Origin of the sequence: Streptomyces sp. NPDC091279 (assembly GCF_044757465.1) — a bacterium.
Classification (GTDB): domain Bacteria; phylum Actinomycetota; class Actinomycetes; order Streptomycetales; family Streptomycetaceae; genus Streptomyces.
Window position 1 is genome coordinate 657,861 of sequence record NZ_JBIVVA010000003.1, and the last position, 24,318, is coordinate 682,178.

The following is a 24,318-nucleotide window of genomic DNA, read 5'->3' on the forward strand; positions in this document are numbered from 1 at the left end:
ACGTCGCCCCGCGCCCCCGGCGTCACACCGCCCCCGCCGACCGCCGCCGTCCCACCGCCGTCCACGCCCCCAGCACCACCAGAACAGCCGTCCCGCCGCCGATGCCGCCCACCGCGAGCACGCGCATCACGGTGTCGTCCGGCGCGGCCGTGCCCTCGGCGGCGCCGCGCCGCTGGTCGGCGGTGACCTGGAAGAGGTCGCGCGGCACGGACTGCCCGGCGTATCCGGGCCCGTCCCGTTCGGCGCCCTCGACGCTCACATGCAGCGTCAGCCCGTACGGCCCGGCACCGAACTCGTCGGCCACCCGGGCCGCGAGATGCACGACGAGGTAGTAGCCCCCGGCGAACCGCATCCCGTTCACCTGCTCGCTCCCGGCGAACCGGTTCGCGTAGTCGACCGGCGCGACGGCGGCGAGCGCGAGGTTCCGCTGGCTCCCGGCGTATCCGGCGCTGACCTTCTGGACGTCCGCGCGCACCGGGTTGTACAGCCCCAGTTCGAGGGCGGCGAGCGTGTAGCCGGAGTCGGTGCCCGAGCTGCCCAGCTCGACGGAGGCGTGCGGCTGCTGCCCCCAGCCGACCGGCACCCGGTAATAGAGGGTCTGCCCGGGCGCGATGTCGGTGCGCCACACGCCCGCACCGATCGGCGTGGCCCGCTCGAACCCGGCGCCCCCCGCACGCCTGCGCGGCTCGCCGACGGCGGGGGCGGGGGAGGCGGAGTCCCAGACGTCCGGCGCCTTCGTCGCGCCGGCCGCCTTCAGCGCGGGTTCGGTGGCGGAGGTCAGCTCCAGCTGCCAGTCGCCGCGCGACGCGTCCGCCGTTCCGACACGTTCGACAACGACGTAATAGGCGCCGGCGCCTTCGCAGGCGCGGTTGACCGGGGTGACCGTGCGGGCGCCCCACGCGGTGACGGGGTGCGGGCTGTGGGCCGCGCCGAAAGCGGCGTTCTCGAAGGAACAGGAGTGCCCGTCGGCGCTCTGCACGGACACCCTGATGCCCTCGGAGACGGTGAGCGCGCTGTCGGCGGGCGGCACGGCGGTGACAGAGACGTAGGCGTTCGAGGAGGCGTCGAGGTCGAGGCGGTAGTACCGCTCGGCGCCCCGGGGGAGGGCGTCGCGGTAGGTCCCGCCGGGTGCGAGGAGCGGGGCGTCGGCGGTGTCCGAGGCGCCGTCGACGGCCCTGGCGCCCGCGGCGAACGCGTAGTCGTAGCCGGACGGCGCGGCGACGGCCGGCCCCACCGACAGCCCCGCGAGCATGCCCAGCACCGCCACTCCAACGGCCGCCCCACGCGCGCGTGCCGTACGCCGCCGCCCCATCCCACGCCCCCTGGTCCGTCGTTCGCGCTCTCCGCAAGGCCGTGGCACATCCTGCCCCGCCGGACGGGACGTCATCCGCGGATCGGCGGCGCGGCAACACAAAACCCCGACCGCGGGGCGGCCGGGGTCTGCTCGGTATCGCTCGTCGTTCGTGTCGTTCTTCAGGAACCCGTGGGCACGGAGTCGGTCGCCTCCGTCCACAGGTCCTGCTCGGCTCGATCCGCCTGGATCTGGCGGTACACGAGGAGCCCGCCGATGGCGGCCAGTGCGACCAGGAGAAGCTTCTTCACCGCGCGACCTCGTCTTTCTTTGACGTAGGGGACCTCTGGCGCCCGACTATACACACCGGCCGATACCGATCGGTGACCTGCCAGGACCCCCAACTCCCCACCGCTGGAACGCAGTAGGGCCCCCACCGACCGCTCCGATCGGAGGGTGATCACATCCGTACGGACAGTGACTTTGCGCGCTCTTCACCACTTTCCAGGCTCTTTGCCGCCAAAAGGGTGGTGTTCATCTGAACATCGACGCGCCACGAGCGGAGATCCGTGCTTTCGGCGCCGACATACACATCATGAGGAAAGTACGCAAATCGCCCGACCCGAAAGTGAGGGGCCATGGCCCGGAACCAGGTCTTGAAGCTGTGGACCGCGATCGTCACCGCCTTCCTCGCGCTGTGCACGACGCTCGGACTCATCACGACGACCGCCGCCGCGGCCGTACCCTCCGCCGAGCAGTCCCGCAACAGCACGACCCACGCGACCCACGTGACGGCGACGACGCCGACAGCGCCCCTCTGGTCCTGGTCCCACGCCAAGTCGTTGCCCCCGACGATGAAACAGCGCATCCGGGCCGAGGCCCACGGCAACTCCCCCAGCTGCCGCCAACGCCCCCTCGCCGACACCGCGGCGACGGAACCCGAGGTCCCTCTCCAGTCACCTCCCGACTGCGCCCCCTCGCTCCAGCCCTGACCCACCGCACCACCCCGGCCCCGACGCCAAGGCGACCTTGCGTACACAAAACCGCCTGCACGACAAACCCCCGGCCCAGTAAACGGATCGGGGGTTTCCCCATGCCCACCCCACCGAGCCCGACAGCCCCCTCGCCCACACCCAGAACACCCCGAGCCTCACCCCGGGCAGCGCCCTCCCCACTGACGCCACCCACCAGCACCACGAACCCGAGCCCCACCCCTCCAAGCACCGAACTCCAGCCACCCCAGGCCCACTTGACCCCGCAGCGCACACCGCGCACGCATACAAAAGGCCCCCGATCCATCCCGGACCGGGGGCCTTCTCGCTGGTGGGGCTAACAGGATTTGAACCTGTGGCCTCATCCTTATCAGGGATGCGCTCTAACCAACTGAGCTATAGCCCCGCCGCGCTCTGCGGTGTATGTCCCGCGCGCTGACTCCTGAAGATTAGCGCACGACGTGGGCAGTCCCAAAATCGGTTCTCGCCGCCGTCACTCGTCCTCGGCGAGCGTCAGCTCGATGCCGCCGACGAAGCCCGCGGCGAGGTTGTAGATGAACGCGCCCAGCGTCGCCAGCGCGGTCGCGAGGACGACGTCGATGACCGCGATGATCGACGCGAACATCAGGACGTGCGGCAGCGACAGGAACGACTGGAGGTCGAAGCCGTTCGACTCGTTCGAGCCGGTCGCCTCCGAGATCGTGCCGCCGACGGTCGAGAACACGCCCATCGCGTCCATGACCATCCACAGCACCGCGGACGCGACGATCGTGCAGATGCCCAGCGCGATGGAGAGCAGGAAGCTGACCTTCATCACCGACCACGGGTCGGCCTTCGCCACCCGCAGCCGCGCCTTGCGGATGCGCGGCGTGGTCCGCGCCCCGGTCCGCGGCCGGCGCACCGAGCCCGTCGTCGACCCGTCCTGGGCCTCGTAGGCCTGCGGCGGGTGGTAGGGGCCCGACGGCTGCTGCGGCTGCCGTTCGCCCGGCAGCGGCGAGGACTTGGAGCCGTTGGCCGGAGGGGACGTCGGGTCCAGCGTGTCCGCGCCTGCCCCCTGGGCCGGCTGGGGCGTCTTGGCCGCCTTGCCCCCGGACGCCCGCGACTCCTCCGCCGCCACGTCGATCTTGCGCAGTTGCGTGGTGTGCGGGTCCGCCTCACGCGCGGCGGAGCCACGGCCGCCGCCGTCCGTGTCCGTACCCGTGGAGGTACTTCCGGCCGAACCGGCGCCCGTGGCTCCGCTCACGATGACTCTCTCCTCGTGCTACTCGACGGAGGGCGCCTCGCCCTCGTCCGTACCGGTGGTCGCGACGTCCCCGGCGGTCTCGTCGACGGCGATGTCACCGTCGACCTCTTCCGCCTCGCGCCCCGCCTCGGCGTTACGTGCGATACCGACGACGGCATCGCGCTTGCCCAGGTTGATCAGTTGGACGCCCATGGTGTCACGGCCCGTCTCCCTGACCTCGTTGACTCGCGTACGAATCACACCGCCGGACAGCGTGATCGCGAGGATCTCGTCCGTCTCCTCGACGACCAACGCCCCGACGAGCGATCCGCGGTCCTCCACGATCTTGGCGGCCTTGATACCGAGGCCGCCGCGGCCCTGGACGCGGTACTCGTCGACGCCGGTGCGCTTCGCGTACCCGCCGTCTGTGGCAGTGAACACGAACGTACCGGGTCGAACAACATTCATCGACAGGAGTTCGTCGCCCTCGCGGAAACTCATGCCCTTGACACCCGAGGTGGCACGGCCCATGGGACGCAGCGTGTCGTCCGTGGCGGTGAACCTGATCGACTGCGCCTTCTTGCTGATCAGAAGCAGATCGTCGTCGGACGAGACGAGTTCGGCGCCGATCAGTTCGTCGTCGGAACCGTCCTCACGCTCCCTCAGATTGATCGCGATGACACCGCCGGAACGCGGCGAATCGTAATCCTTCAGAGGCGTCTTCTTCACCAGACCGCCCTTGGTGGCGAGCACCAGATAGGGCGCGGCCTCGTAGTCGCGGATCGCGAGGATCTCGGCGATCGCCTCGTCCGGCTGGAAGGCGAGCAGGTTCGCGACGTGCTGGCCGCGCGCCTCCCGGCTGGCGTCCGGCAGTTCGTACGCCTTCGCGCGGTAGACGCGGCCCTTGTTGGTGAAGAACAGCAGCCAGTGGTGCGTGGTGGAGACGAAGAAGTGGTCGACGATGTCGTCCTCCTTCAGCTTCGTCCCGCGCACCCCCTTGCCGCCACGCTTCTGGGCCCGGTAGTCGACCGTCTTGGTCCGCTTGACGTAGCCGCCGCGCGAGACGGTGACGACGATGTCCTCCTCGGCGATCAGGTCCTCGATGGACATGTCACCGTCGAAGGGCACCAGCATCGTCTTGCGGTCGTCGCCGAACTTCTCGACGAGCGCGGCCAGTTCCTCGCTCACGATGCCGCGCTGGCGGACCGGCGAGGCCAGGATCGCGTTGTACTCGGTGATCTTCGCCTGGAGTTCGTCGTGCTCCTGGATGATCTTCTGGCGCTCCAGGGCGGCCAGCCGGCGCAGCTGCATCTCCAGGATGGCGTTCGCCTGGATCTCGTCGATCTCCAGGAGGCCCATCAGGCCCGTGCGCGCGATGTCGACGGTGTCGCTGCGCCGGATGAGCGCGATGACCTCGTCGATGGCGTCCAGGGCCTTCAGGAGGCCGCGCAGGATGTGCGCCCGCTCCTCGGCCTTGCGCAGCCTGAAGCGCGTCCGGCGGACGATGACCTCGATCTGGTGGGCCACCCAGTGCCGGATGAACGCGTCCAGGGACAGCGTGCGCGGCACCCCGTCGACCAGGGCCAGCATGTTGGCGCTGAAGTTCGACTGGAGGTCGGTGTGCTTGTACAGGTTGTTCAGGACGACCTTGGCGACCGCGTCCCGCTTCAGGACGATGACCAGACGCTGGCCGGTCCGGGACGACGTCTCGTCGCGGACGTCCGCGATGCCGCCGACCTTGCCGTCCTTCACCAGGTCGGCGATCTTCTGCGCGAGGTTGTCGGGGTTGGTCTGGTACGGCAGCTCCGTGACCACCAGGCACTGGCGGTTCTGGATCTCCTCGACCTCGACGACCGCGCGCATCGTGATGGAGCCGCGGCCCGTGCGGTAGGCCTCCTCGATGCCCTTGCGGCCCACGACGAGCGCGCCGGTCGGGAAGTCGGGGCCCTTGATCCGCTCGATCAGCGCGTCGAGCAGTTCGTCCGGGTCGGCCTCGGGGTTCTCCAGGCACCACTGGGCACCGGCGGCGACCTCGCGCAGGTTGTGCGGCGGAATGTTCGTCGCCATACCGACGGCGATACCCGCCGAGCCGTTGATCAGCAGGTTCGGGAACCGCGACGGCAGAACCGTCGGCTCCTGCGAACGGCCGTCGTAGTTGTCCGTGAAGTCGACGGTCTCCTCGTCGATGTCACGGACCATCTCCATCGACAGCGGCGCCATCTTGCACTCGGTGTAACGCATGGCCGCGGCCGGGTCGTTGCCCGGGGAGCCGAAGTTGCCGTTGGAGTCCACCAGCGGCATCCGCATCGACCACGGCTGCGCGAGGCGGACCAGCGCGTCGTAGATCGAGGAGTCGCCGTGCGGGTGGTAGTTGCCCATGACGTCGCCGACGACACGGGCGCACTTGTAGAAGCCCTTCTCGGGCCGGTAGCCGCCGTCGTACATCGCGTACAGGACGCGGCGGTGGACGGGCTTGAGGCCGTCACGGACGTCGGGCAGCGCGCGCGACACGATGACGGACATCGCGTAGTCGAGGTAGGAGCGCTGCATCTCCGTCTCAAGCCCGACGGGCTCGACACGCTGGGCGATGACGCCCTCATCAGACGCAGGGGGAGTGTTCTCGTCGGCCATTGCTGGTGAAGATCCTTTCTGACGCGGTCAGCTGAGACCGACTCAGATGTCGAGGAAGCGGACGTCCTTGGCGTTGCGCTGGATGAACTGGCGGCGCGCCTCGACGTCCTCGCCCATGAGAACCGAGAACAGGTCGTCGGCCTGCGCGGCGTCGTCCAGGGTGACCTGGCCGAGCACGCGGTGCTCCTGGTCCATGGTCGTCACGCGCAGCTCCTCGGCGTTCATCTCGCCGAGACCCTTGAAGCGCTGGATCGAGTCTTCCTTGATCCGCTTGCCGTTCTGCCGGCCCAGCTCGATCAGGGCGTCGCGCTCCCGGTCCGAGTACGCGTACTCGAAGTCGTCACGGCCCCACTTGATCTTGTACAGCGGGGGACGCGACAGGAACACGTGCCCGGCCTCGACCAGCGGCCGCATGAAGCGGAACAGGAAGGTCAGCAGCAGGGTGCTGATGTGCTGCCCGTCGACGTCGGCGTCCGCCATCAGGATGATCTTGTGATAGCGGAGCTTCTCGATGTCGAAGTCCTCGTGCACGCCCGTGCCGAACGCGGAGATCAGCGCCTGGATCTCCTGGTTCTGGAGGATCTTGTCGATCCTGGCCTTCTCGACGTTGAGGATCTTGCCCCGGATCGGGAGGATCGCCTGGTACTGCGGGTTGCGGCCCGACTTGGCCGAACCGCCGGCGGAGTCACCCTCGACGATGAAGATCTCGCACTTGGTCGGGTCGTTCGACTGGCAGTCGGACAGCTTGCCCGGCAGCGACGCCGACTCCAGCAGCCCCTTGCGACGCGTCAGGTCCCGCGCCTTACGCGCCGCCACGCGCGCGGTGGCCGCCTGGATGCCCTTGCGGACGATGTCCGCGGCCTCCACCGGGTTGCGGTCCAGCCAGTCGTTCAGGTGCTCATAGACGGCCTTCTGGACGAAGGTCTTCGCCTCCGTGTTGCCCAGCTTGGTCTTCGTCTGCCCCTCGAACTGCGGCTCGCTCAGCTTCACCGAGATGATCGCCGTCAGACCCTCGCGGATGTCGTCACCCGTGAGGTTGTCGTCCTTCTCGCGCAGCAGCTTCTTGTCGCGCGCGTACTTGTTGATCAGGTTCGTCAACGCGGAGCGGAAACCCTCCTCGTGGGTACCGCCCTCATGCGTGTGGATGATGTTGGCGAAGGAGTACACGCCCTCGCTGTAACCACTGTTCCACTGCATGGCGACCTCAAGGGACAGACTCTTGTCCCGGTCCTCCGCCTCCAGGTCGATGACGGTCGGGTGGACCGCCTCGCCCTTGCGGGAGTTGAGGTACTTCACGAAGTCGACGATGCCGCCCTCGTAGTGGTACGTGACGGTCTTGACCTCGTCCTTGGCGTCCGTACCCGCCTCGTCCGCCCCGGCCGTCGCCCGCGCCGAGTCCCGCTCGTCCGTGAGCTTGATCGTCAGACCCTTGTTGAGGAACGCCATCTCCTGGAAGCGGCGCGACAGGGTCTCGAACGAGTACTCGGTCGTCTCGAAGATGTCCCCGTCGGCCCAGAACGTGACCGACGTGCCCGTCTCGGAGATCGCCTCGTGCTTCGCCAGCGGCGCCGTCGGCACGCCGAGCTTGTACTCCTGCGTCCAGCGGTGGCCGTCGGTGCGCACCTCCACCGACACCTTGGCCGACAGCGCGTTCACCACCGACACGCCGACGCCGTGCAGGCCGCCGGAGACCGCGTAGCCGCCGCCGCCGAACTTGCCGCCCGCGTGCAGCACCGTCAGCACGACCTCAAGGGCCGGCTTGCCCTCGGACGGCACGATGCCGACCGGGATGCCACGGCCGTTGTCGACGACGCGGACGCCGCCGTCGGCCAGGATCGTCACGTCGATCGTGTCCGCGTGTCCGGCCAGCGCCTCGTCGACGGAGTTGTCCACGACCTCGTACACGAGGTGGTGCAGACCGCGCTCGCCGGTCGAACCGATGTACATACCGGGTCGCTTGCGGACCGCGTCCAGCCCTTCGAGGACGGTGATCGCGCTGGCGTCGTACGAAGCGGTGACCTCGCTGGAGTGCGGGGTCACCGCGGCGCTCGCGCCGGCATCGTCGGTGGACGGGATGTTCTCGTTGGGGTTGCCGGAATCGGCCACGAAGCGCCCTTTCTGGCACAGCACGAGCCGGGCTCGTCGGCAGGTTGCCGGAGCGGCTGCGGCATGTTGCGTTGGTAAGCCTTGATCAGCGTTGCTCAGCTTGTCCCGGCGGTCCCCACGAATGGGGCGGGATTGGCTTCCAGTCTACCGGTAGCGCCGACAGTGATGGGGGTTTGCGGGTACCTGAGTCCTCATGTGCCGCCCTCAACCGGTCTCTTCCGGGTCCCCATATGGGGAGCGGGGCTCCAAGAGGCTCACGGAGGCACTCAGCGCTTCCGGCTGTCAACCCATGGCTACTTGGGAGTCAGGTCAAGATCCGCGGCGCCCCGCGACCGCGCGACGATCGACGTCACGCGCGCGCGTACGCGCCCGTGACGTGATGTCCATCACCCGTAGGTGTCACCCGGTCCGGTGCTGCCCGGGGCCCGCAGCGGACCGTAGCGACGGACGGGCCCGCCCGGACCCAGCACCTTGATCAACGTGATCGTGCCGTGCCCGAGATCCTCGTTCAGCCGCGCCACCAGGTTCGGCGCGAGCAGGCGCAGGTTCGTCGCCCACGCCGTCGAGTCGCAGCGCACCACGAGCACATGTTCGTCCTCGTCGTACTTCTCCGGCTCGCAGTGCTTGGCCACGTCCGCGCCGACGATCTGCGGCCACCGCCCCATCACCCCGCCGACCGCCGCGGGCGTCTCCCAGCCCCGCTCGTTGATCAGCCGGTGGATCGCCGCCCCGAACGCCATCGGGTCGCGGCCGTCCGCGCGCGCGCCGGAGCGCAGGCCCCCGCGCCGCGCCTGCTTGCGCTGCTGCACCGCGTCGCCCCGCGCGCGTGCCGCCTCCTTCGCCTGCCGCAACGCCACGCGCGCGAGGTCGACACCGGAGGGTTCCGCCACCTTCTTGGCCGCGCCGGGCTCCCGGGCCTCGTCGCCCGTCACGCCCGCTCCACCGCCCCGTCGGCCACCGCGTACCGCGCCCCGGCCAGCACCTGCGGAACGTCGTCGTCGACCGCGGCCGTCACCAGGACCTGTTCGCCGGGCGCCACCAGCTCCGCCAGCCGCTCCCGGCGCCGGGCGTCCAGCTCGGCGAAGACGTCGTCGAGGACGAGCACCGGCTCGTTGCCCTCGGCCCGCAGCAGGTCGTAGGAGGCCAGCCGCAACGCCAGCGCGTACGACCACGACTCGCCGTGGGACGCGTACCCCTTCGCGGGCAACTCACCGAGTTTCAGCAGCAGATCGTCCCGGTGCGGGCCCACCAGGGTCACGCCCCGCTCGATCTCCTGCTTGCGCGCCTCCCCGAGCGCCCCCAGGAGCTGCTCGGACAGCTCCTCGCGGGTGTGCGCCTCACCGGGCGCCGACGGCTTGTACTCCAGCGCCAGGGGCCCCCCGCCAGGCGCCAGCTGCTCGTACGCCTTGTCCGCGAGCGGCCGCAGCGAAGCGATCAGATCCAGCCGCTGAACGAGCAACTCCGCACCCGCCCGCGCCAGATGCTGATCCCACACGTCCAACGTCGACAGGTCCATCGAACGCCCGCCGTGCCGCCGGGCCAGCGCCGCCGACTTCAGCAGGGTGTTGCGCTGCTTGAGCACCCGGTCGTAGTCCGCCCGCACCCCGGCCATCCGCGGCGAGCGCGCCGTGACCAACTCGTCGAGGAACCGGCGCCGTTCACCGGGATCGCCCTTGACCAGCGCCAGATCCTCCGGCGCGAACAGCACGGTCCGTACGATGCCCAGCACATCACGCGGCCTGACCTGCGTGGACCGGTTGATCCTGGCCCGGTTGGCGCGGCCGGGGTTCAGCTCCAGCTCGATCAGCTGCTGCCGGTCGCCCTGGCGGACCTGGGCCCGGATCACGGCCCGTTCGGCGCCCATCCGCACCAGGGGCGCGTCGGAGGCGACCCGGTGGCTGCCGAGGGTGGCGAGATAGCCGACGGCCTCGACGAGATTGGTCTTGCCCTGCCCGTTCGGACCGACGAACGCGGTGACGCCCGGATCGAGCGGCACCTCGACCCGGGCGTACGAGCGGAAATCGGCCAGCGAAAGATGCGTCACATGCATGGTCGTAGGCCGTCCTCCCCCACCGTGGTCTCTGCTCCTGCTCCGTCCCCCGCCCCGTCCACCGCCTGTGGACGAACCGGGGCCGCCCGGGGACGGTGGCGGACCGCCGTCCCCAGGCTGTGAACTACCGTGCCGCCGGACCTACTTGGTCGCGACGGCGTGCCCGCCGAACTGGTTGCGCAGCGCCGCGATCATCTTCATCTGCGGCGAGTCGTCCTGCCGCGACGCGAACCGCGCGAACAACGACGCCGTGATCGCCGGAAGCGGAACGGCGTGGTCGATCGCGGCCTCGACGGTCCAACGTCCCTCGCCGGAGTCCTGCGCGAACCCCTTGAGCTTGTCGAGGTGCTCGTCGTCGTCCAGCGCGTCGACGGCGAGGTCGAGCAGCCAGGAGCGGATGACGGTGCCCTCCTGCCAGGACCGGAAGACCTCGCGCACATCGGTGACGGAGTCGACCTTCTCCAGCAGCTCCCAGCCCTCGGCGTAGGCCTGCATCATGGCGTACTCGATGCCGTTGTGGACCATCTTCGCGAAGTGGCCGGCGCCGACCTTCCCGGCGTGCACCGCGCCGAACTCGCCCTCCGGCTTCAGCGCGTCGAACACCGGCCGCACCTTGTCGACGTCCTCGACGGCCCCGCCGTACATCAGCGCGTAGCCGTTCTTCAGGCCCCAGACGCCGCCGGAGACGCCGCAGTCGACGAAACCTATGCCCTTGGCCGCCAGCTCCTCGGCGTGCTTCTCGTCGTCCGTCCAGCGGGAGTTGCCGCCGTCGACGACGACGTCACCCGGCTCCAGCAGCTCGGCCAGTTCGTCGATCGTGGACTGGGTGGGCTGTCCGGCGGGGACCATCACCCAGACCACGCGCGGGCCCTGAAGTTTGCCCACCAGCTCTTCGAGGCTGTGGACGTCCGCGAGGTCGGGGTTGCGGTCGAATCCGTACACGGTGTGGCCCGCGCGGCGAATCCGCTCGCGCATGTTGCCGCCCATCTTGCCGAGGCCGACGAGACCGAGGTCCATCAGTTGGTTCCTTTAGGTTGCGGTGTGGCGTGTGAGGCACCTGCGTGCCGACGTCCGAGCCTAGACCCGGACGCTCCCGCACACCTGTGGGCATACGCGCTCATACGTACACCCTCACCTGGGGCTTTGTGCCGACCCGAGGGTCAGCCGCTCAGCCGCACCGGCATGATCAGGTACTTGTAGGCCTCGTCCGCCTCGGCGTCCAGCGCCGGCTTGCCGCTGAGCAGCGCGGGCTTCGTCGACGTCGTGAACGACAGCTGCGCGACCGGCGAGTCGATGGCGCTCAGTCCGTCCAGCAGGAACGTCGGGTTGAACGCGATCGAGATGTCGTCGCCCTCCAGCTGGGCGTCGACGCGCTCCACAGCCTGTGCGTCGTCGCTGGAGCCGGCCTCCAGGATGAGCACGCCCTGCTCGAAGCTGAGCCGCACCGGGGTGTTGCGCTCGGCGACCAGGGCGACGCGCTTGACGGCCTCCACGAAGGGCGCGGTCTCGATCACGGCGACGGAGTTGAACTCGGTCGGGAACAGCGTCCGGTACTTCGGGAGGTCGCCCTCCAGGAGCCGGGTCGTGGTCCGGCGTCCGGCGCCCTCGAAACCGATCAGGCCCTCGCCGGAGCCGCCACCGGACAGCGCCAGGATGACGCTGTCGCCGCTGGTGAGCGCCTTGGCGGTGTCCAGGAGCGTCTTGGCGGGGACCAGGGCGACCGCGGAGGCCTCCGGGTTCTCCGGCTTCCACAGGAACTCACGGACCGCGAAGCGGTAACGGTCGGTGGAGGCGAGGGTGACCGTGTCGCCCTCGATCTCGATGCGCACGCCGGTCAGCACGGGCAGCGTGTCGTCACGCCCCGCCGCGATGGCGACCTGGGCGGCGGCGGAGGCGAAGACCTCGCCGGGGACCGTGCCCGTCGCGTTCGGCATCTGGGGCAGGGCCGGGTACTCCTCCACCGGCAGGGTGTGCAGGGTGAACCGCGAGGAACCGCAGACCACCGTCGCCCGTACACCGTCTGTGGAGATCTCCACGGGCCGGTTGGGCAGGGCCCGGCAGATGTCGGCGAGCAGCCGGCCGGAGACCAGGACGGTGCCCTCCTCCTCGACCTCGGTCTCCACCGACACGCGTGCGGAGACCTCGTAGTCGAAGCTGGAGAGGCTGAGCTGCCCCTCCTCCGCCTTCAGCAGCAGGCCCGCGAGGACCGGCGCCGGCGGACGGGCCGGGAGGCTGCGCGCCGCCCAGGCAACTGCCTCCGCGAGTACGTCGCGTTCCACCCGGATCTTCACTGTTGCCGCCTCCTGCTGTTGCCGGCGCTGCTAGGCCTGCCTGGCTTTGTCGTCTGTCGAGGTGTCGTCGGGCCCCGGAGAGGGGAAGGACACCGGGGAACAGTCTGACGCACGGCACTGACAGTAGGTGCCCCTCGGGGTCAAGTCGTACCGGGGCGCGGTCGACGTCCTGGCGGCGAGTTGTGCACAGGACCCACTTCGAAACGGTTTCCCAGCCCTCTCTAGTTGGTCGTAGTAGTAGGGCCTGTGGATACGGTGGATAACCCCGTTTTCGCAGCTCAGACCCGAAATTTTATCCACTGCCCCTGTGGGCGGAGCCGGTGGACAACTCGGGGTCTCTGTGGAGAACAGAAAGTTCTGCACACTCCATGCACAGGAAGCGGCGAGTTCTCCCCAGACGCGTCCCCAGCTTTTCCCCACTTGCCCACAGGCCAACCCGGCACCTTCGTGTGACGCCTTTCACTCGACCCGGTGAGGTGGCGCGTCACGTTGCCGAACAGTGGACAGCTCTGTGGAGAAGGTGGATTTTGCTGGGGACAAGCGGCCTCAGTCTGTGAGTTGCCGGTGGACAACTCCATGCACAGGGTGTGGACCGTCAGTCCGTCCACAGGCTGTGGATATCTTTTGTCCACGAATCCACAGCCACCTGACCTGCCTTGATCGTCTCGCACCCGGGGACCCTGTGGACAGCGATCTGGACAACTTCGTGGTCCCCAGGCTGTGGAGGGGAAAAAGTCGCCGAATCTGTGGACGACGGCCGTAACCTCGCCCGGAATCGAACAGTCACCGGCCACCGCCCACCCCGCACCGCCCGCCCCGCACCTCGCCACCGGCCGCTGCCGCCGCCTGACGGCCGTCGCGCGGCCCGGTCGCCGGGCCGCCGGGCCCATAAAAGAAAGAGGAGCGGCGCGTCACAGGGCAGCGGAACGGCGGGCCACCGGACACAGGAAGAGGGCGCCCGCCGGAACTCCGGTGGGCGCCCTCGACAGGACGTCCGCGCGCGGCCGTGGTGCCCCTGGGGGCCGCCGTCAGCCGTTCTTGATGCGGTTGGTCAGCTCCGTCACCTGGTTGTAGATGGAGCGCCGCTCGGCCATCAGATTGCGGATCTTGCGGTCCGCGTGCATGACCGTCGTGTGGTCGCGGCCGCCGAACAGCGCGCCGATCTTCGGCAGCGACAGGTCCGTCAGCTCGCGGCACAGATACATGGCGATCTGCCGGGCCGTCACCAGGGCGCGTCCGCGCGAGGTGCCGCACAGGTCCTCGACGGTGAGCCCGAAGTAGTCGGCGGTCGCGCCCATGATGGCCGTCGAGGTGATCTCGGGCGCGGAGTCGTCGCCGCCGGGGATCAGATCCTTCAGGACGATCTCCGTCAGGCCCAGGTCCACCGGCTGCCGGTTGAGCGACGCGAACGCCGTCACCCGGATCAGCGCGCCCTCCAGCTCACGGATGTTCCGCGAGATCCGGGACGCGATGAACTCCAGCACCTCCGGCGGGGCGTTCAGCTGCTCCTGCACCGCCTTCTTACGGAGGATGGCGATCCGGGTCTCCAGCTCGGGCGGCTGGACGTCGGTGATCAGGCCCCACTCGAAGCGGTTGCGCAGCCGGTCCTCCAGCGTCACCAGCTGCTTGGGCGGCCGGTCGCTGGAGAGCACGATCTGCTTGTTCGCGTTGTGCAGCGTGTTGAACGTGTGGAAGAACTCCTCCTGCGTCGACTCCTTGTCCGCGAGGAACTGGATGTCGTCGACAAGAAGGATGTCCATCTCGCGGTACCGCTTGCGGAAGCTGTCGCCCTTGCCGTCCCGGATCGAGTTGATGAACTCGTTCGTGAACTCCTCGGAGCTGACGTACCGCACACGCGTGCCGGGGTACAGGCTGCGCGCGTAGTGCCCGATCGCGTGCAGCAGGTGGGTCTTGCCGAGCCCCGACTCCCCATAGATGAAGAGGGGGTTGTAGGCCTTGGCGGGCGCCTCCGCGACGGCGACGGCCGCCGCGTGCGCGAAGCGGTTGGACGCGCCGATGACGAACGTGTCGAAGAGGTACTTCGGGTTGAGACGCGCGGTGGGTTCGCCGGGTCCGGTGGCGGGCGCGGGCTGCGCGGCCAGCGGACCGGGGGCGCCGCTGGAGGCGGGCAGCGCGGAGCCGACAGGACCGCCCCGGTGGACGCGTCCCGGGGGGGACTGCTCGGCCCGTTCACGCCGCGTGTCGCGCTGGTCGTAGTCGGACCGGCCCTGGTCGTAGTCGGAGCGCTGGTTGTCGTAGGGCGAGCGGTCCGTCGGCTGCTGGCGGTAGTCGCGCGACGGCGGCCCGTACGCGTCCTGTCCGGGCGGCCCGTATCCGTCCTGCCCGGAACCGTAGGCGTCCTGCTGCTGGCCGTAGGTGTCCTGCGGCGGCGAGGCATAGGGGTCGCGCTCGGGGAAGCCGAGCCGGGGCTGCTGCCAGCTGTACTCGTCCTGCGCGGGGCGCGGCCAGGCGCCGGGCTCGGGGCGCTGGTACTCCGAGGGGTAGGCGGGGCGCGCGCTGGGCAACTGGTCGCCGCGCCCGGGCGAGCGCTCGTCGGCGCGGTGCCGCCCGTAGCCGCCCTCGTAGGCGGGCGGCTCGGACTCCTCGTAGCGCTGCTGGGGGCGCGACGGCGGGGCGGGCGGGCCGGGGGGCTCGCCCGCGGAGTCGTCGACGGTGATCGCGATGCGGATCGGCCGGCCGCACTCACGGCTCAGGGTGTCGCTGACGACGGGCGCGAGGCGTCCTTCGAGGACGCCCTTCGCGAATTCGTTCGGAACGGCGAGCAGCGCCGTGTCGGCGACCAGCGCGAGCGGCTGACAGCGTCGAATCCAGTGCTCGTCCTTGGACTCGACGCCCTGTCCGCGGCCCTCCCCGAGGAGCTGCTCCAGTACTCGTGGCCACACTGCGGCAAGATCGGCAGGTACGTCAGCCACAGAGCACGCTCTCTCGAGGGTCCCACGAACGTGTGGTTGCGGGACGGTGGGGATCTAAATCGGGTGGCGTCGGGGACAAGGGAACGAATCGGAGTCCCGCCAAGGTAGTCAGGGCGATGGCTGCGGTTCAAGTTGTTGTCCCCAGCCTGTGGACAGTGTCTCCCGCAGGCTGCTGGTTTGACCGGATGGCGGAGCCGCGCGTACCGTAACCAGGTCGAGTTGTCGATGGCTGCTGCCGCCTGCCTCCGATGGGCACAGATCGCTCTCAGTGATCGGGAAGCGGTGCACTCGGGCGTGACGCGAGCTACTCGTGGGCGCACGGTGACAGCCAGGACGGCACCCCGCGAACACCGATTTATCTCTGGAGCCCCCGAGTGAGCAAGCGCACCTTCCAGCCGAACAACCGTCGTCGCGCGAAGACCCACGGCTTCCGTCTTCGCATGCGGACCCGTGCCGGCCGCGCGATTCTCGCGTCCCGCCGCAGCAAGGGTCGCGCCAGCCTTTCCGCCTGATCCCGGTCAGGTCATGCCGTCGTGCTGCCCACCGAGAACCGGCTGAGGCGGCGCGAGGACTTCGCGACCGCGGTACGACGAGGACGTCGGGCAGGCCGCCCGTCCCTCGTCGTACACCTTCGTAGCGGTGCCACGGACCCGCACGCGCCTGGGGAGAGCGCTCCCCCGACGCGTGCGGGTTTCGTCGTCAGCAAAGCCGTGGGCGGAGCTGTCGTCCGCAACAAGGTGAAGCGCAGACTTCGCCATCTGATGCGTGACCGAGTCGCCCTGCTGCCCCCCGGTAGCCTGGTGGTCGTACGAGCGCTGCCCGGAGCGGGCGACGCCGATCATGCACAGCTGGCCCAAGACCTGGACGCCGCTCTGGAGCGGCTGCTGGGAGGGGGCGCGCGATGAAGTACCCGCTGCTGGCTCTGATCAAGCTGTACCAGTGGACCATCAGTCCGCTGCTCGGACCGGTCTGCAAGTACTACCCGTCGTGCTCCCACTACGGCTACACGGCCATCGACCGGCACGGTGCCATCAAGGGCACGGCACTCACTGCCTGGCGCATCCTGCGCTGCAACCCGTGGTCGTTGGGCGGCGTGGACCATGTCCCGCCGCGCAAGCGTCCGCGGTGGCACGAAATGCTGCGTGACGCGTGGCGCAAACGCAGGGGCGGGACCTCCGCCGCCGAACCGGCCATCGAGGGGCCCCGTCCTTCGAGCCCGGCCGCAGAGAGCCCGTCCCATGCCCAAGGAGCATGATTAGTGGACACGATTGCCAGCCTGTTCAGCTTCATCACGACACCCGTCTCCTGGGTCATCGTCCAGTTCCACAAGGTGTACGGCGCGATTTTCGGCGCGGACACCGGGTGGGCCTGGGGCCTGTCGATCGTGTCTCTGGTGATCCTGATCCGCATCTGCCTGATCCCGCTCTTCGTGAAGCAGATCAAGTCGACCCGGGCCATGCAGACGCTCCAGCCCGAGATGAAGAAGATCCAGGAGCGCTACAAGACGGACAAGCAGCGTCAGTCCGAAGAGATGATGAAGCTGTACAAGGAGACGGGCACCAACCCGCTCTCCTCGTGCCTTCCCATCCTGGCGCAGTCCCCGTTCTTCTTCGCGCTGTACCACGTGCTCAACGCCATCGCGACGGGCTCGACCATCGGCGTCATCAACGAGTCGCTGCTCGCCAGCGCCCGTAATGCGCACATCGTCGGTGCCCCGCTCGCGGCGAAGTTCACCGACAGCTCGGCGACGGTGACGGCGCTCGGCGCCTCCCTCCTCGACGTCCGGGTCGTGACCGCGGTCATGATCGTCCTGATGTCGGCGTCGCAGTTCTACACACAGCGCCAGCTGATGACGAAGAACGTCGACACCACGGTCAAGACGCCGTTCATGCAGCAGCAGAAGATGCTGATGTACGTCTTCCCGGTCATGTTCGCCATCTTCGGCATCAACTTCCCCGTCGGTGTCCTCGTCTACTGGCTGACCACCAACGTGTGGACCATGGGCCAGCAGATGTACGTCATCCGCAACAACCCGACGCCGGGTTCCAAGGCCCAGGCCGCCTACCTGGAGCGGCTGACCAAGCACGTCACGCACCACGGCAAGACCCGTCGGCGCAGCGAGCGGACCATCGTCAAGGCGATCGTCGGCAAGGGCCGCGACCGCAACGAGTTCGAGCGCAAGTTCATCAACTCCCTGACGAAGGCGGGTCTCGCGGCCCAGGCCGACGGCACCGTGGCCAAGAGCGACGGCGCCGTCGTCGTGGAGAACGAGGACGGCACGTCGACCACCACCGGCCCCGCCGCCCCCAAGCGCCAGCAGCCCAAGCGCCAGAGCAAGTCGCAGCGCCAGTCGGGTCCCAAGGCGGCCGGTGAGGACGCGTCGTCGACGTCCGACTCGCCGTCGCTGATCAAGTCGTCCGACGAGTCGGGGGGCGCCACGTCCACCACCGCTGCCAAGAAGCCCCAGCCGGGCAGTGGCGGGCGCAGCAAGGCCCAGTCCGGGCAGCGCAAGGGTCCGCAGCGCCCCAAGTCCCCGTCCAAGAAGTAAGAAGGAGCCCATCCCGTGACGGAAGGCACCACCTCCGCCGCTGTCGAGGGTGCAGACACCCTGAACCGCCTGGAGCAGGAGGGCGATATCGCGGCGGACTACCTTGAGGGTCTGCTGGACATCGCCGACCTCGACGGCGACATCGACATGGACGTCGAAGCCGACCGGGCCGCTGTGTCGATCATCAGCGACTCGGGAGGCCGTGACCTGCTCAAGCTGGTCGGCCGGGACGGCGAGGTGCTGGAGGCGCTCCAGGAGCTCACGCGTCTGGCCGTGCACCGGGAGACCGGCGACCGCAGCCGGCTGATGCTGGACATCGCGGGCTACCGTGCCCAGAAGCGCACCGAGCTGTCCGAGCTGGGCGCCAAGGCCGCCGCCGATGTGAAGAGCACCGGCGAGCCCGTGAAGATGGCCCCGATGACGCCGTTCGAGCGCAAGGTCGTGCATGACGCGGTCAAGGCCGCGGGCCTGCGCAGCGAGTCGGAGGGCGAGGAGCCGCAGCGCTTCGTCGTCGTGCTTCCCGCCTGATCGGTTCTTACGTTCCTCCGGCCCCGTCTGTTGCGCAGACGGGGCCGAACTTTGTCAGCAGAATAGTTCTGATGATCGGCGCTCGGTGCGCTGATGCGGTACGGAAGGACGGTCCCCCGTGACGGAGGCAGCGGAGCTTCCCCCTGTGCCCGAGCAGGCACATGAGGTGTTCGGCGAGCGGTACGCGGACGCGGTGCGGTACGCGGAGCTGCTCGCCGAGGCCGGTGTGCAGCGCGGTCTGATCGGCCCGCGCGAGGTGCCCCGACTGTGGGAACGGCACCTGTTGAACTGCGCGGTGCTGTCGGAGGTCGTGCCCGAGGGCGTGACTGTGTGCGACGTCGGCTCGGGCGCCGGGCTGCCCGGCATTCCCCTGGCGCTGGTCCGGGACGACCTGAAGATCACGCTCCTGGAGCCGCTGCTGCGCCGGACGAACTTCCTCACCGAGGTCGTCGAGCTGCTGGGCCTGGACCATGTGACGGTCGTGAGGGGGCGGGCCGAGGAGGTCATGGGCCAGCTGCCGCCCGTCCATGTGGTGACGGCACGTGCGGTGGCGCCTCTGGACCGGCTGGCGACCTGGGGCATCCCGCTGCTGCGTCCCTACGGCGAGATGCTCGCCCTGAAGGGCGACACCGCCGAGGAGGAGCTGAAGGCCGCGGGGGCCGCGCTCAACAAGCTCGGCGCGGTGGAGACGTCGGTGCTCCAGGTGGGCGAGGGCATCGTGGACCCGCTGTCGACGGTGGTTCGCGTCGAGGTCGGGGAGAGCCCGGGCGGCGTCCGGTTCGCCGCGAAGCGCGCCAAGGCGGCACGGACAGGGCGGGCACGCCGACGCCGGTGAGGCGCGAGTCGGCGGGGCGCTCGGTCGGTGGGCCGACGGGGCTCTGGGGCGACGGTTCGGTAGGCCGGTGGGGCGGGCGGGTTGTGCGGGGTGCTGGTCCGTCCTGACGGGTGGTCGGGCTGTGCGGGGTGCAGGGTTCCCGTTCTGACGGGTGGTCGGGTCGTGCAGGTCGTCCATCTGGCTCGACAGGGGGCCGTACTCCACACAAGCTGTCAAACCTACGCATGCCGGAGTGTCGCGGCAGTTCGGCCTTGGCCGGGGCGCATCGTGTTTCACGTGAAACGTCGCTCCCTGCTGCACGGCATCATCAGCCGGGGCCGCGCTGCGGCCGAACCCCGCGATCGGAAGCCTCTCGGTTCACTCGGAGAGGTTGCGGAGTTGTCCACAGAGGTGGATTTCTCCACAGAAGACCAGGCCTCACTGGTTCATGACCCCGAAGGCATGACAGGCTCTGTTCATCGCGAGCCTGAAGTCGAGGAGAGTGAATCCTTGCGGTCCAACGCCAACATCGCGGGACCGATGACCGATCCGGTCCCCGGTCCCCGCACCGAGTCGATGGGGGAGGATGTTTCACGTGAAACACCGCCCCCCATGGACGACACACCGATCGGTCGTGCTGCCCAACTGGCGGTAGAGGCTCTGGGCCGTGCCGGCGAGGGCCTGCCACGGCCCGAGCAGACCCGTGTCATGGTGGTCGCCAACCAGAAGGGCGGTGTCGGCAAGACGACGACAACCGTCAACCTTGCCGCGTCCCTTGCCCTGCACGGCAACCGCGTCCTGGTGGTCGACCTCGACCCCCAGGGCAACGCCTCCACCGCGCTGGGGATCGACCACCACGCCGAAGTCCCTTCCATCTACGACGTCCTGGTCGACAGCAGACCGCTGTCGGAAGTCGTCCAACCTGTCCCTGACGTCGAAGGCCTCTTCTGTGCCCCCGCCACCATCGATCTCGCCGGTGCGGAGATCGAGTTGGTGTCCCTGGTGGCACGAGAGAGCCGACTTGAGCGGGCCATCCGGGCCTACGAGCAGCCGCTGGACTACATCCTCATCGACTGCCCGCCGTCCCTGGGCCTGCTGACCGTCAACGCACTGGTCGCGGGGGCCGAGGTGCTCATCCCCATCCAGTGCGAGTACTACGCGCTGGAGGGTCTGGGTCAACTCCTGCGCAACGTCGACCTGGTGCGGGGGCACCTCAACCCCGACCTGCACGTCTCGACGATTCTGCTCACCATGTACGACGGCCGGACGCGTCTTGCTTCCCAGGTCGCGGACGAGGTGCGCAGCCACTTCGGTGACGAGGTACTGCGGACGAGCATCCCCCGCTCGGTCCGCATCTCCGAGGCGCCGAGCTATGGACAGACGGTGCTGACCTACGATCCCGGATCGAGCGGTGCCCTGTCCTATCTTGAGGCGGCACGAGAAATCGCGTTGAGGGGTGTCGGCGTCAGTTATGACGCGCAGCACGCCCATATCGGCGCCCAGAGTGATCCGAGCATGGTGGAGGGCATCCAGTGAGCGAGCGACGAAGGGGTCTGGGTCGTGGTCTCGGCGCACTGATCCCCGCTGCCCCGACGGAGAAGACACCGGCCCAGTCGGCAATGGGGGGCGCTGGTTCCGCGTCCCCGTCGGCGGTGCCGGTGCTGACGAGCGACCGCGGAGTGGCCGCGGCGAAGGTGGCCACGCTGCCGCCTGTTTCACGTGAAACCGAGGAACTGCCGTCGAGCGGCGGTGCGGAGCTGCCGGCATCCCCGATGGGCGCTCACTTCGCGGAGCTGCCGCTCGACTCCATCACGCCGAACCCGCGCCAGCCGCGTGAGGTCTTCGACGACGACGCATTGCAGGAACTCATCACCTCCATCAAGGAGGTGGGCCTTCTCCAGCCCGTCGTCGTACGGCAGGCAGGCCCCGCGCGCTACGAGCTGATCATGGGCGAGCGGCGCTGGCGGGCCTGCCGGGAAGCCGGCCTGGAGGCCATCCCGGCGATCGTGCGGGCCACGGACGACGAGAAGCTCCTTCTCGACGCCCTCCTGGAGAACCTGCACCGCGCGCAGCTCAACCCGCTGGAAGAGGCCGCGGCCTACGACCAGTTGCTGAGGGACTTCAACTGCACGCACGACCAGCTGGCGGACCGGATCGGGCGTTCCCGGCCGCAGGTCTCCAACACGCTCCGGCTGCTGAAGTTGTCGCCGTCGGTGCAGCGCAGGGTGGCCGCCGGGGTGCTCTCGGCCGGTCATGCGCGGGCCCTGCTCTCCGTGGACGACTCGGAGGAGCAGGACCGGCTGGCTCACCGGATCGTCGCCGAGGGGCTGTCGGTGCGGGCGGTCGAGGAGATCGTGACCCTCATGGGTTCGCGTCCGCAGGCCGCCCAGCGTTCCAAGGGGCCGCGGGCCGGGACCCGGGTCTCCCCGGCGCTGAGTGACCTCGCGGGTCGGCTCTCGGACCGTTTCGAGACGCGGGTGAAGGTCGACCTCGGGCAGAAGAAGGGCAAGATCACTGTGGAGTTCGCCTCCATGGACGACCTTGAGCGCATTCTCGGCTCCCTCGCTCCGGGCGAGGGCCGGGTCCTTCAGAAGAGCCTTCTGGAGGACGACGCGGAGGGCGACGAGGAGCAGTAGGCCCTCGGCCGACCGGGCTTCATCGCGCGGTGGGCCGTCTGAGCGGGCCGTGTCCGGTGTGTGCCGGACACGGCCCGCTCTTTGCTTTCATTCCATATCGATCGATTCGCTTCGTGGATACGATGCGTTCGGGCAGCCTGTTCAGGGAACGACGCAGCGCTCTGACTGCCGCTCGCGATGCCGCGGGCGAGGGAAGCGAGGAACAGCCTTCATGGGGCGCAGGCTCGTACCGCTCACGCTGGACAACCTCCAGGATCTCCCCCGGGGCTGTCGGTCTTGTGTCTTCTGGGAGTTGGACCCCGTCAGAGGCGAAGCCGCCGTGAAGGCGGGCACGTCCGCCCGTGAGAAGGAAGCCTGGATCTCCGCCGTCCTGCTGGACTGGGGTTCCTGCGGCCGGATCGTCTACGTCGACGACGTGCCGGTGGGTTTCGTGCTCTACGCCCCGCCCGCCTACGTGCCCCGCTCGACGGCGTTTCCCACGAGTCCCGTCTCGCCGGACGCCGTGCAGCTGATGACGGCGTTCCTTGTGCCGGGGTACCAGGGGCAGGGGCTGGGCCGGGTCATGGTGCAGACGGTGGCGAAGGACCTGTTGCGACGGGGCTTCAAGGCGGTCGAGGCGTTCGGGGAGGCCCGCTGGACGGAGCCCGCGTGTCTGCTGCCGGCCGACCATCTCCTGGCCGTGGGCTTCAAGACGGTCCGTCCGCATCCCACGCACCCTCGGCTGAGGCTGGATCTGCGGACCACGCTCTCCTGGAAGGAAGACGTCGAGATGGCGCTGGACCGGCTCCTGGGAGCTGTACAGAAGGAACCGGCGCTGCGTCCTCTGTGAAGCGGGCGTCCCGCAGAGGGAGGCCGCACAGACGAAGGGGCCGACTCCACGGAGTCGGCCCCTTCGTGTTTCACGTGAAACATCACTCGGCGATGAAGTCCTCAAGGTCGCGCAGGATCGCGGCCTTCGGCTTGGCGCCGACGATCGTCTTGGCGACCTCGCCGCCCTGGTACACGTTCAGCGTCGGGATGGACATGACGCCGTACTTGGCGGCCGTGCCCGGGTTCTCGTCGATATTGAGCTTCACGATCTCGATACGGTCGCCGTGCTCCTCGGCGATCGCCTTGAGGGACGGAGCGATCTGGCGGCACGGACCGCACCAGGAGGCCCAGAAGTCCACCAGGACGGGCTTGTCGCTCTTGAGGACGTCCTCCTCGAAGGAAGCGTCGGTCACGTTCTTCAGGTCGGCCACGGCGGGGGGCTCCTTTACTGGTTGGTGCGGTGCGGCAGGCGGGGGGTCAGACAGTGGTCGTCGCGGGCTCGGCCGCCACGCTGTCCGAGAGGGAGGCGAGGAAGTGCTCGGCGTCGAGCGCGGCCGAGCAGCCGGTGCCGGCGGCGGTGATGGCCTGACGGTAGGTGTGGTCGACCACGTCACCGGCGGCGAAGACACCGGTGAGGTTCGTGCGCGTCGAGGGGGCGGCGACCTTCAGGTAGCCCTCCTCGTCCAGGTCCAGCTGGCCCTTGAACAGCTCGGTGCGCGGGTCGTGGCCGATCGCGATGAACAGGCCGGTGACCGCCAGGTCCGACAGCTCGCCGGTCTTGAGGTTGCGCAGCTTCAGGCCGGACAGCTTCGGGTCGCCCTGGATCTCCGCGATCTCGCTGTCCCAGACGAACTTGATCTTCGGGTCGGCGAACGCGCGGTTCTGCATCGTCTTGGAGGCGCGCAGCGTGTCACGACGGTGGACGATCGTCACGGTCTTGGCGAACCGGGAGAGGAAGGTCGCCTCCTCCATGGCCGTGTCACCGCCGCCGATCACGGCGATGTCCTGGTCCTTGAAGAAGAAGCCGTCACAGGTGGCGCACCAGGAGACACCGCGTCCGGAGAGCGCGTCCTCGTTCGGCAGACCCAGCTTGCGGTGCTGGGAGCCGGTGGTGACGATGACGGCCTTGGCGCGGTGGACGGTGCCCGCGGTGTCGGTGACGGTCTTGATCTCACCGGTCAGGTCGACGGAGACGATGTCGTCCGGGATCAGCTCGGCGCCGAAGCGCTCGGCCTGGGCGCGCATGTTGTCCATGAGGTCGGGCCCCATGATGCCGTCGCGGAAGCCCGGGAAGTTCTCCACGTCGGTGGTGTTCATGAGCGCACCGCCCGCGGTGACGGCTCCCTCGAAGACCAGCGGCTTCAACGAGGCGCGCGCGGTGTAGAGCGCCGCCGTGTAGCCGGCGGGCCCGGAGCCGATGATGATCACGTTACGGACGTCGCTCACGGCTTGTTTCCTCGTCTCTG

22 protein-coding genes and 1 tRNA gene are annotated in these 24,318 nt (G+C 69.0%); 10 read left to right on the top strand and 13 right to left on the bottom strand.

Translation table 11 applies throughout. The features are described from left to right. Nucleotides 1-22: 22 nt before the first annotated feature. On the bottom strand, nt 23-1,252 hold the full coding sequence (locus ACIQOU_RS09885) for a hypothetical protein (RefSeq protein ID WP_401535823.1): 1,230 nt from the start codon (nt 1,250-1,252) through the stop codon (nt 23-25). A gap of 221 nt (nt 1,253-1,473) precedes the next feature. Next, nucleotides 1,474-1,602 carry a DLW-39 family protein gene (locus ACIQOU_RS09890; protein ID WP_003999697.1) on the bottom strand — a complete coding sequence of 43 codons (129 nt, stop codon included), beginning with the start codon at nt 1,600-1,602 and terminating at the stop codon, nt 1,474-1,476. A 327-nt stretch (nt 1,603-1,929) separates the two neighbouring features. On the opposite strand from ACIQOU_RS09890, the gene ACIQOU_RS09895 reads away from it, so the two are divergent. Further along, nucleotides 1,930-2,283, top strand: a complete 354-nt coding sequence (locus ACIQOU_RS09895) for a DUF6344 domain-containing protein (RefSeq protein ID WP_401535626.1) — start codon at nt 1,930-1,932, stop codon at nt 2,281-2,283. A gap of 329 nt (nt 2,284-2,612) precedes the next feature. Here the strand turns inward: ACIQOU_RS09895 and ACIQOU_RS09900 are convergent. From ACIQOU_RS09900 to dnaA, 9 genes are all read right to left on the bottom strand, one after another. Then, nucleotides 2,613-2,689, bottom strand: a tRNA-Ile gene (locus ACIQOU_RS09900). 87 nt (nt 2,690-2,776) lie between these two features. Continuing rightward, on the bottom strand, nt 2,777-3,526 hold the full coding sequence (locus ACIQOU_RS09905) for a DUF3566 domain-containing protein (protein ID WP_401535627.1): 750 nt from the start codon (nt 3,524-3,526) through the stop codon (nt 2,777-2,779). 18 nt (nt 3,527-3,544) lie between these two features. Beyond that, the gene (gene gyrA, locus ACIQOU_RS09910) at nt 3,545-6,136 is read right to left on the bottom strand and encodes a DNA gyrase subunit A (protein ID WP_401535628.1); all 2,592 of its coding nucleotides are present in this window, start codon (nt 6,134-6,136) and stop codon (nt 3,545-3,547) included. 42 nt (nt 6,137-6,178) lie between these two features. Beyond that, entirely contained in the window at nt 6,179-8,266 is a 2,088-nt protein-coding gene (gene gyrB / locus ACIQOU_RS09915) for a DNA topoisomerase (ATP-hydrolyzing) subunit B (RefSeq protein WP_401535629.1), read from the bottom strand. A 362-nt stretch (nt 8,267-8,628) separates the two neighbouring features. Continuing rightward, entirely contained in the window at nt 8,629-9,174 is a 546-nt protein-coding gene (locus tag ACIQOU_RS09920) for a DUF721 domain-containing protein (RefSeq protein WP_401535632.1), read from the bottom strand. Continuing rightward, on the bottom strand, nt 9,171-10,292 hold the full coding sequence (recF, locus tag ACIQOU_RS09925; protein WP_401535633.1) for a DNA replication/repair protein RecF: 1,122 nt from the start codon (nt 10,290-10,292) through the stop codon (nt 9,171-9,173). Before recF ends, ACIQOU_RS09920 begins: the two co-directional genes overlap by 4 nt. Before the next feature lie 141 nt (nt 10,293-10,433). Beyond that, nucleotides 10,434-11,309 carry a phosphogluconate dehydrogenase (NAD(+)-dependent, decarboxylating) gene (gene gnd, locus ACIQOU_RS09930; protein WP_401535635.1) on the bottom strand — a complete coding sequence of 292 codons (876 nt, stop codon included), beginning with the start codon at nt 11,307-11,309 and terminating at the stop codon, nt 10,434-10,436. A 143-nt stretch (nt 11,310-11,452) separates the two neighbouring features. Next, a complete protein-coding gene (gene dnaN / locus ACIQOU_RS09935) occupies nt 11,453-12,583 on the bottom strand; it encodes a DNA polymerase III subunit beta (RefSeq protein ID WP_401535637.1) in 1,131 nt (376 codons plus the stop codon). A 1,028-nt stretch (nt 12,584-13,611) separates the two neighbouring features. Further along, nucleotides 13,612-15,516 carry a chromosomal replication initiator protein DnaA gene (gene dnaA / locus ACIQOU_RS09940; protein ID WP_401535638.1) on the bottom strand — a complete coding sequence of 635 codons (1,905 nt, stop codon included), beginning with the start codon at nt 15,514-15,516 and terminating at the stop codon, nt 13,612-13,614. 374 nt (nt 15,517-15,890) lie between these two features. Between dnaA and rpmH the strand changes: the two genes are divergently transcribed. From rpmH to ACIQOU_RS09985, 9 genes are all read left to right on the top strand, one after another. Beyond that, complete coding sequence (gene rpmH / locus ACIQOU_RS09945; protein WP_006348049.1) at nt 15,891-16,028, top strand: 50S ribosomal protein L34; 138 nt, start codon at nt 15,891-15,893, stop codon at nt 16,026-16,028. Between the two features lie 21 nt (nt 16,029-16,049). Continuing rightward, nucleotides 16,050-16,421, top strand: coding sequence for a ribonuclease P protein component (gene rnpA / locus ACIQOU_RS09950; protein ID WP_388349094.1), 372 nt, complete (start codon nt 16,050-16,052; stop codon nt 16,419-16,421). Then, nucleotides 16,418-16,771, top strand: a complete 354-nt coding sequence (gene yidD / locus ACIQOU_RS09955) for a membrane protein insertion efficiency factor YidD (RefSeq protein WP_401535639.1) — start codon at nt 16,418-16,420, stop codon at nt 16,769-16,771. The genes rnpA and yidD overlap by 4 nt, the downstream gene beginning before the upstream one ends. A gap of 3 nt (nt 16,772-16,774) precedes the next feature. Continuing rightward, nucleotides 16,775-18,064, top strand: a complete 1,290-nt coding sequence (gene yidC, locus ACIQOU_RS09960; protein WP_401535640.1) for a membrane protein insertase YidC — start codon at nt 16,775-16,777, stop codon at nt 18,062-18,064. Nucleotides 18,065-18,079: 15 nt separating this feature from the next. Continuing rightward, entirely contained in the window at nt 18,080-18,592 is a 513-nt protein-coding gene (locus ACIQOU_RS09965; protein WP_401535641.1) for a protein jag, read from the top strand. A 118-nt stretch (nt 18,593-18,710) separates the two neighbouring features. After that, entirely contained in the window at nt 18,711-19,427 is a 717-nt protein-coding gene (gene rsmG / locus ACIQOU_RS09970; RefSeq protein WP_401535642.1) for a 16S rRNA (guanine(527)-N(7))-methyltransferase RsmG, read from the top strand. 441 nt (nt 19,428-19,868) lie between these two features. After that, nucleotides 19,869-20,942, top strand: coding sequence for a ParA family protein (locus ACIQOU_RS09975; RefSeq protein WP_401535643.1), 1,074 nt, complete (start codon nt 19,869-19,871; stop codon nt 20,940-20,942). Next, nucleotides 20,939-22,042, top strand: a complete 1,104-nt coding sequence (locus ACIQOU_RS09980) for a ParB/RepB/Spo0J family partition protein (protein ID WP_401535644.1) — start codon at nt 20,939-20,941, stop codon at nt 22,040-22,042. The genes ACIQOU_RS09975 and ACIQOU_RS09980 overlap by 4 nt, the downstream gene beginning before the upstream one ends. Before the next feature lie 211 nt (nt 22,043-22,253). After that, the gene (locus tag ACIQOU_RS09985) at nt 22,254-22,871 is read left to right on the top strand and encodes a GNAT family N-acetyltransferase (RefSeq protein WP_401535645.1); all 618 of its coding nucleotides are present in this window, start codon (nt 22,254-22,256) and stop codon (nt 22,869-22,871) included. A gap of 82 nt (nt 22,872-22,953) precedes the next feature. Here ACIQOU_RS09985 and trxA read toward each other — a convergent pair whose 3' ends face one another. Together trxA and trxB are read right to left on the bottom strand one after the other, a co-directional pair. Beyond that, nucleotides 22,954-23,283 (bottom strand): thioredoxin, encoded by a 330-nt coding sequence (gene trxA, locus ACIQOU_RS09990; RefSeq protein WP_401535646.1) that lies wholly within the window; start codon nt 23,281-23,283, stop codon nt 22,954-22,956. A 46-nt stretch (nt 23,284-23,329) separates the two neighbouring features. Then, a complete protein-coding gene (gene trxB / locus ACIQOU_RS09995; protein ID WP_401535647.1) occupies nt 23,330-24,298 on the bottom strand; it encodes a thioredoxin-disulfide reductase in 969 nt (322 codons plus the stop codon). Nucleotides 24,299-24,318: the final 20 nt, after the last annotated feature.

Excerpts from the sequence above, each read along its gene's own strand:
- ACIQOU_RS09975 (WP_401535643.1), top strand. The coding sequence starts at position 19,869 with ATGACAGGCTCTGTTCATCGCGAGCCTGAAGTCGAGGAGAGTGAATCC.
- gnd (WP_401535635.1), bottom strand. The coding sequence starts at position 11,309 with ATGGACCTCGGTCTCGTCGGCCTCGGCAAGATGGGCGGCAACATGCGC.
- ACIQOU_RS09985 (WP_401535645.1), top strand. The coding sequence starts at position 22,254 with ATGGGGCGCAGGCTCGTACCGCTCACGCTGGACAACCTCCAGGATCTC.
- ACIQOU_RS09885 (WP_401535823.1), bottom strand. The coding sequence starts at position 1,252 with ATGCTCGCGGGGCTGTCGGTGGGGCCGGCCGTCGCCGCGCCGTCCGGC.
- yidD (WP_401535639.1), top strand. The coding sequence starts at position 16,418 with ATGAAGTACCCGCTGCTGGCTCTGATCAAGCTGTACCAGTGGACCATC.
- recF (WP_401535633.1), bottom strand. The coding sequence starts at position 10,292 with ATGCATGTGACGCATCTTTCGCTGGCCGATTTCCGCTCGTACGCCCGG.
- ACIQOU_RS09895 (WP_401535626.1), top strand. The coding sequence starts at position 1,930 with ATGGCCCGGAACCAGGTCTTGAAGCTGTGGACCGCGATCGTCACCGCC.
- gyrA (WP_401535628.1), bottom strand. The coding sequence starts at position 6,136 with ATGGCCGACGAGAACACTCCCCCTGCGTCTGATGAGGGCGTCATCGCC.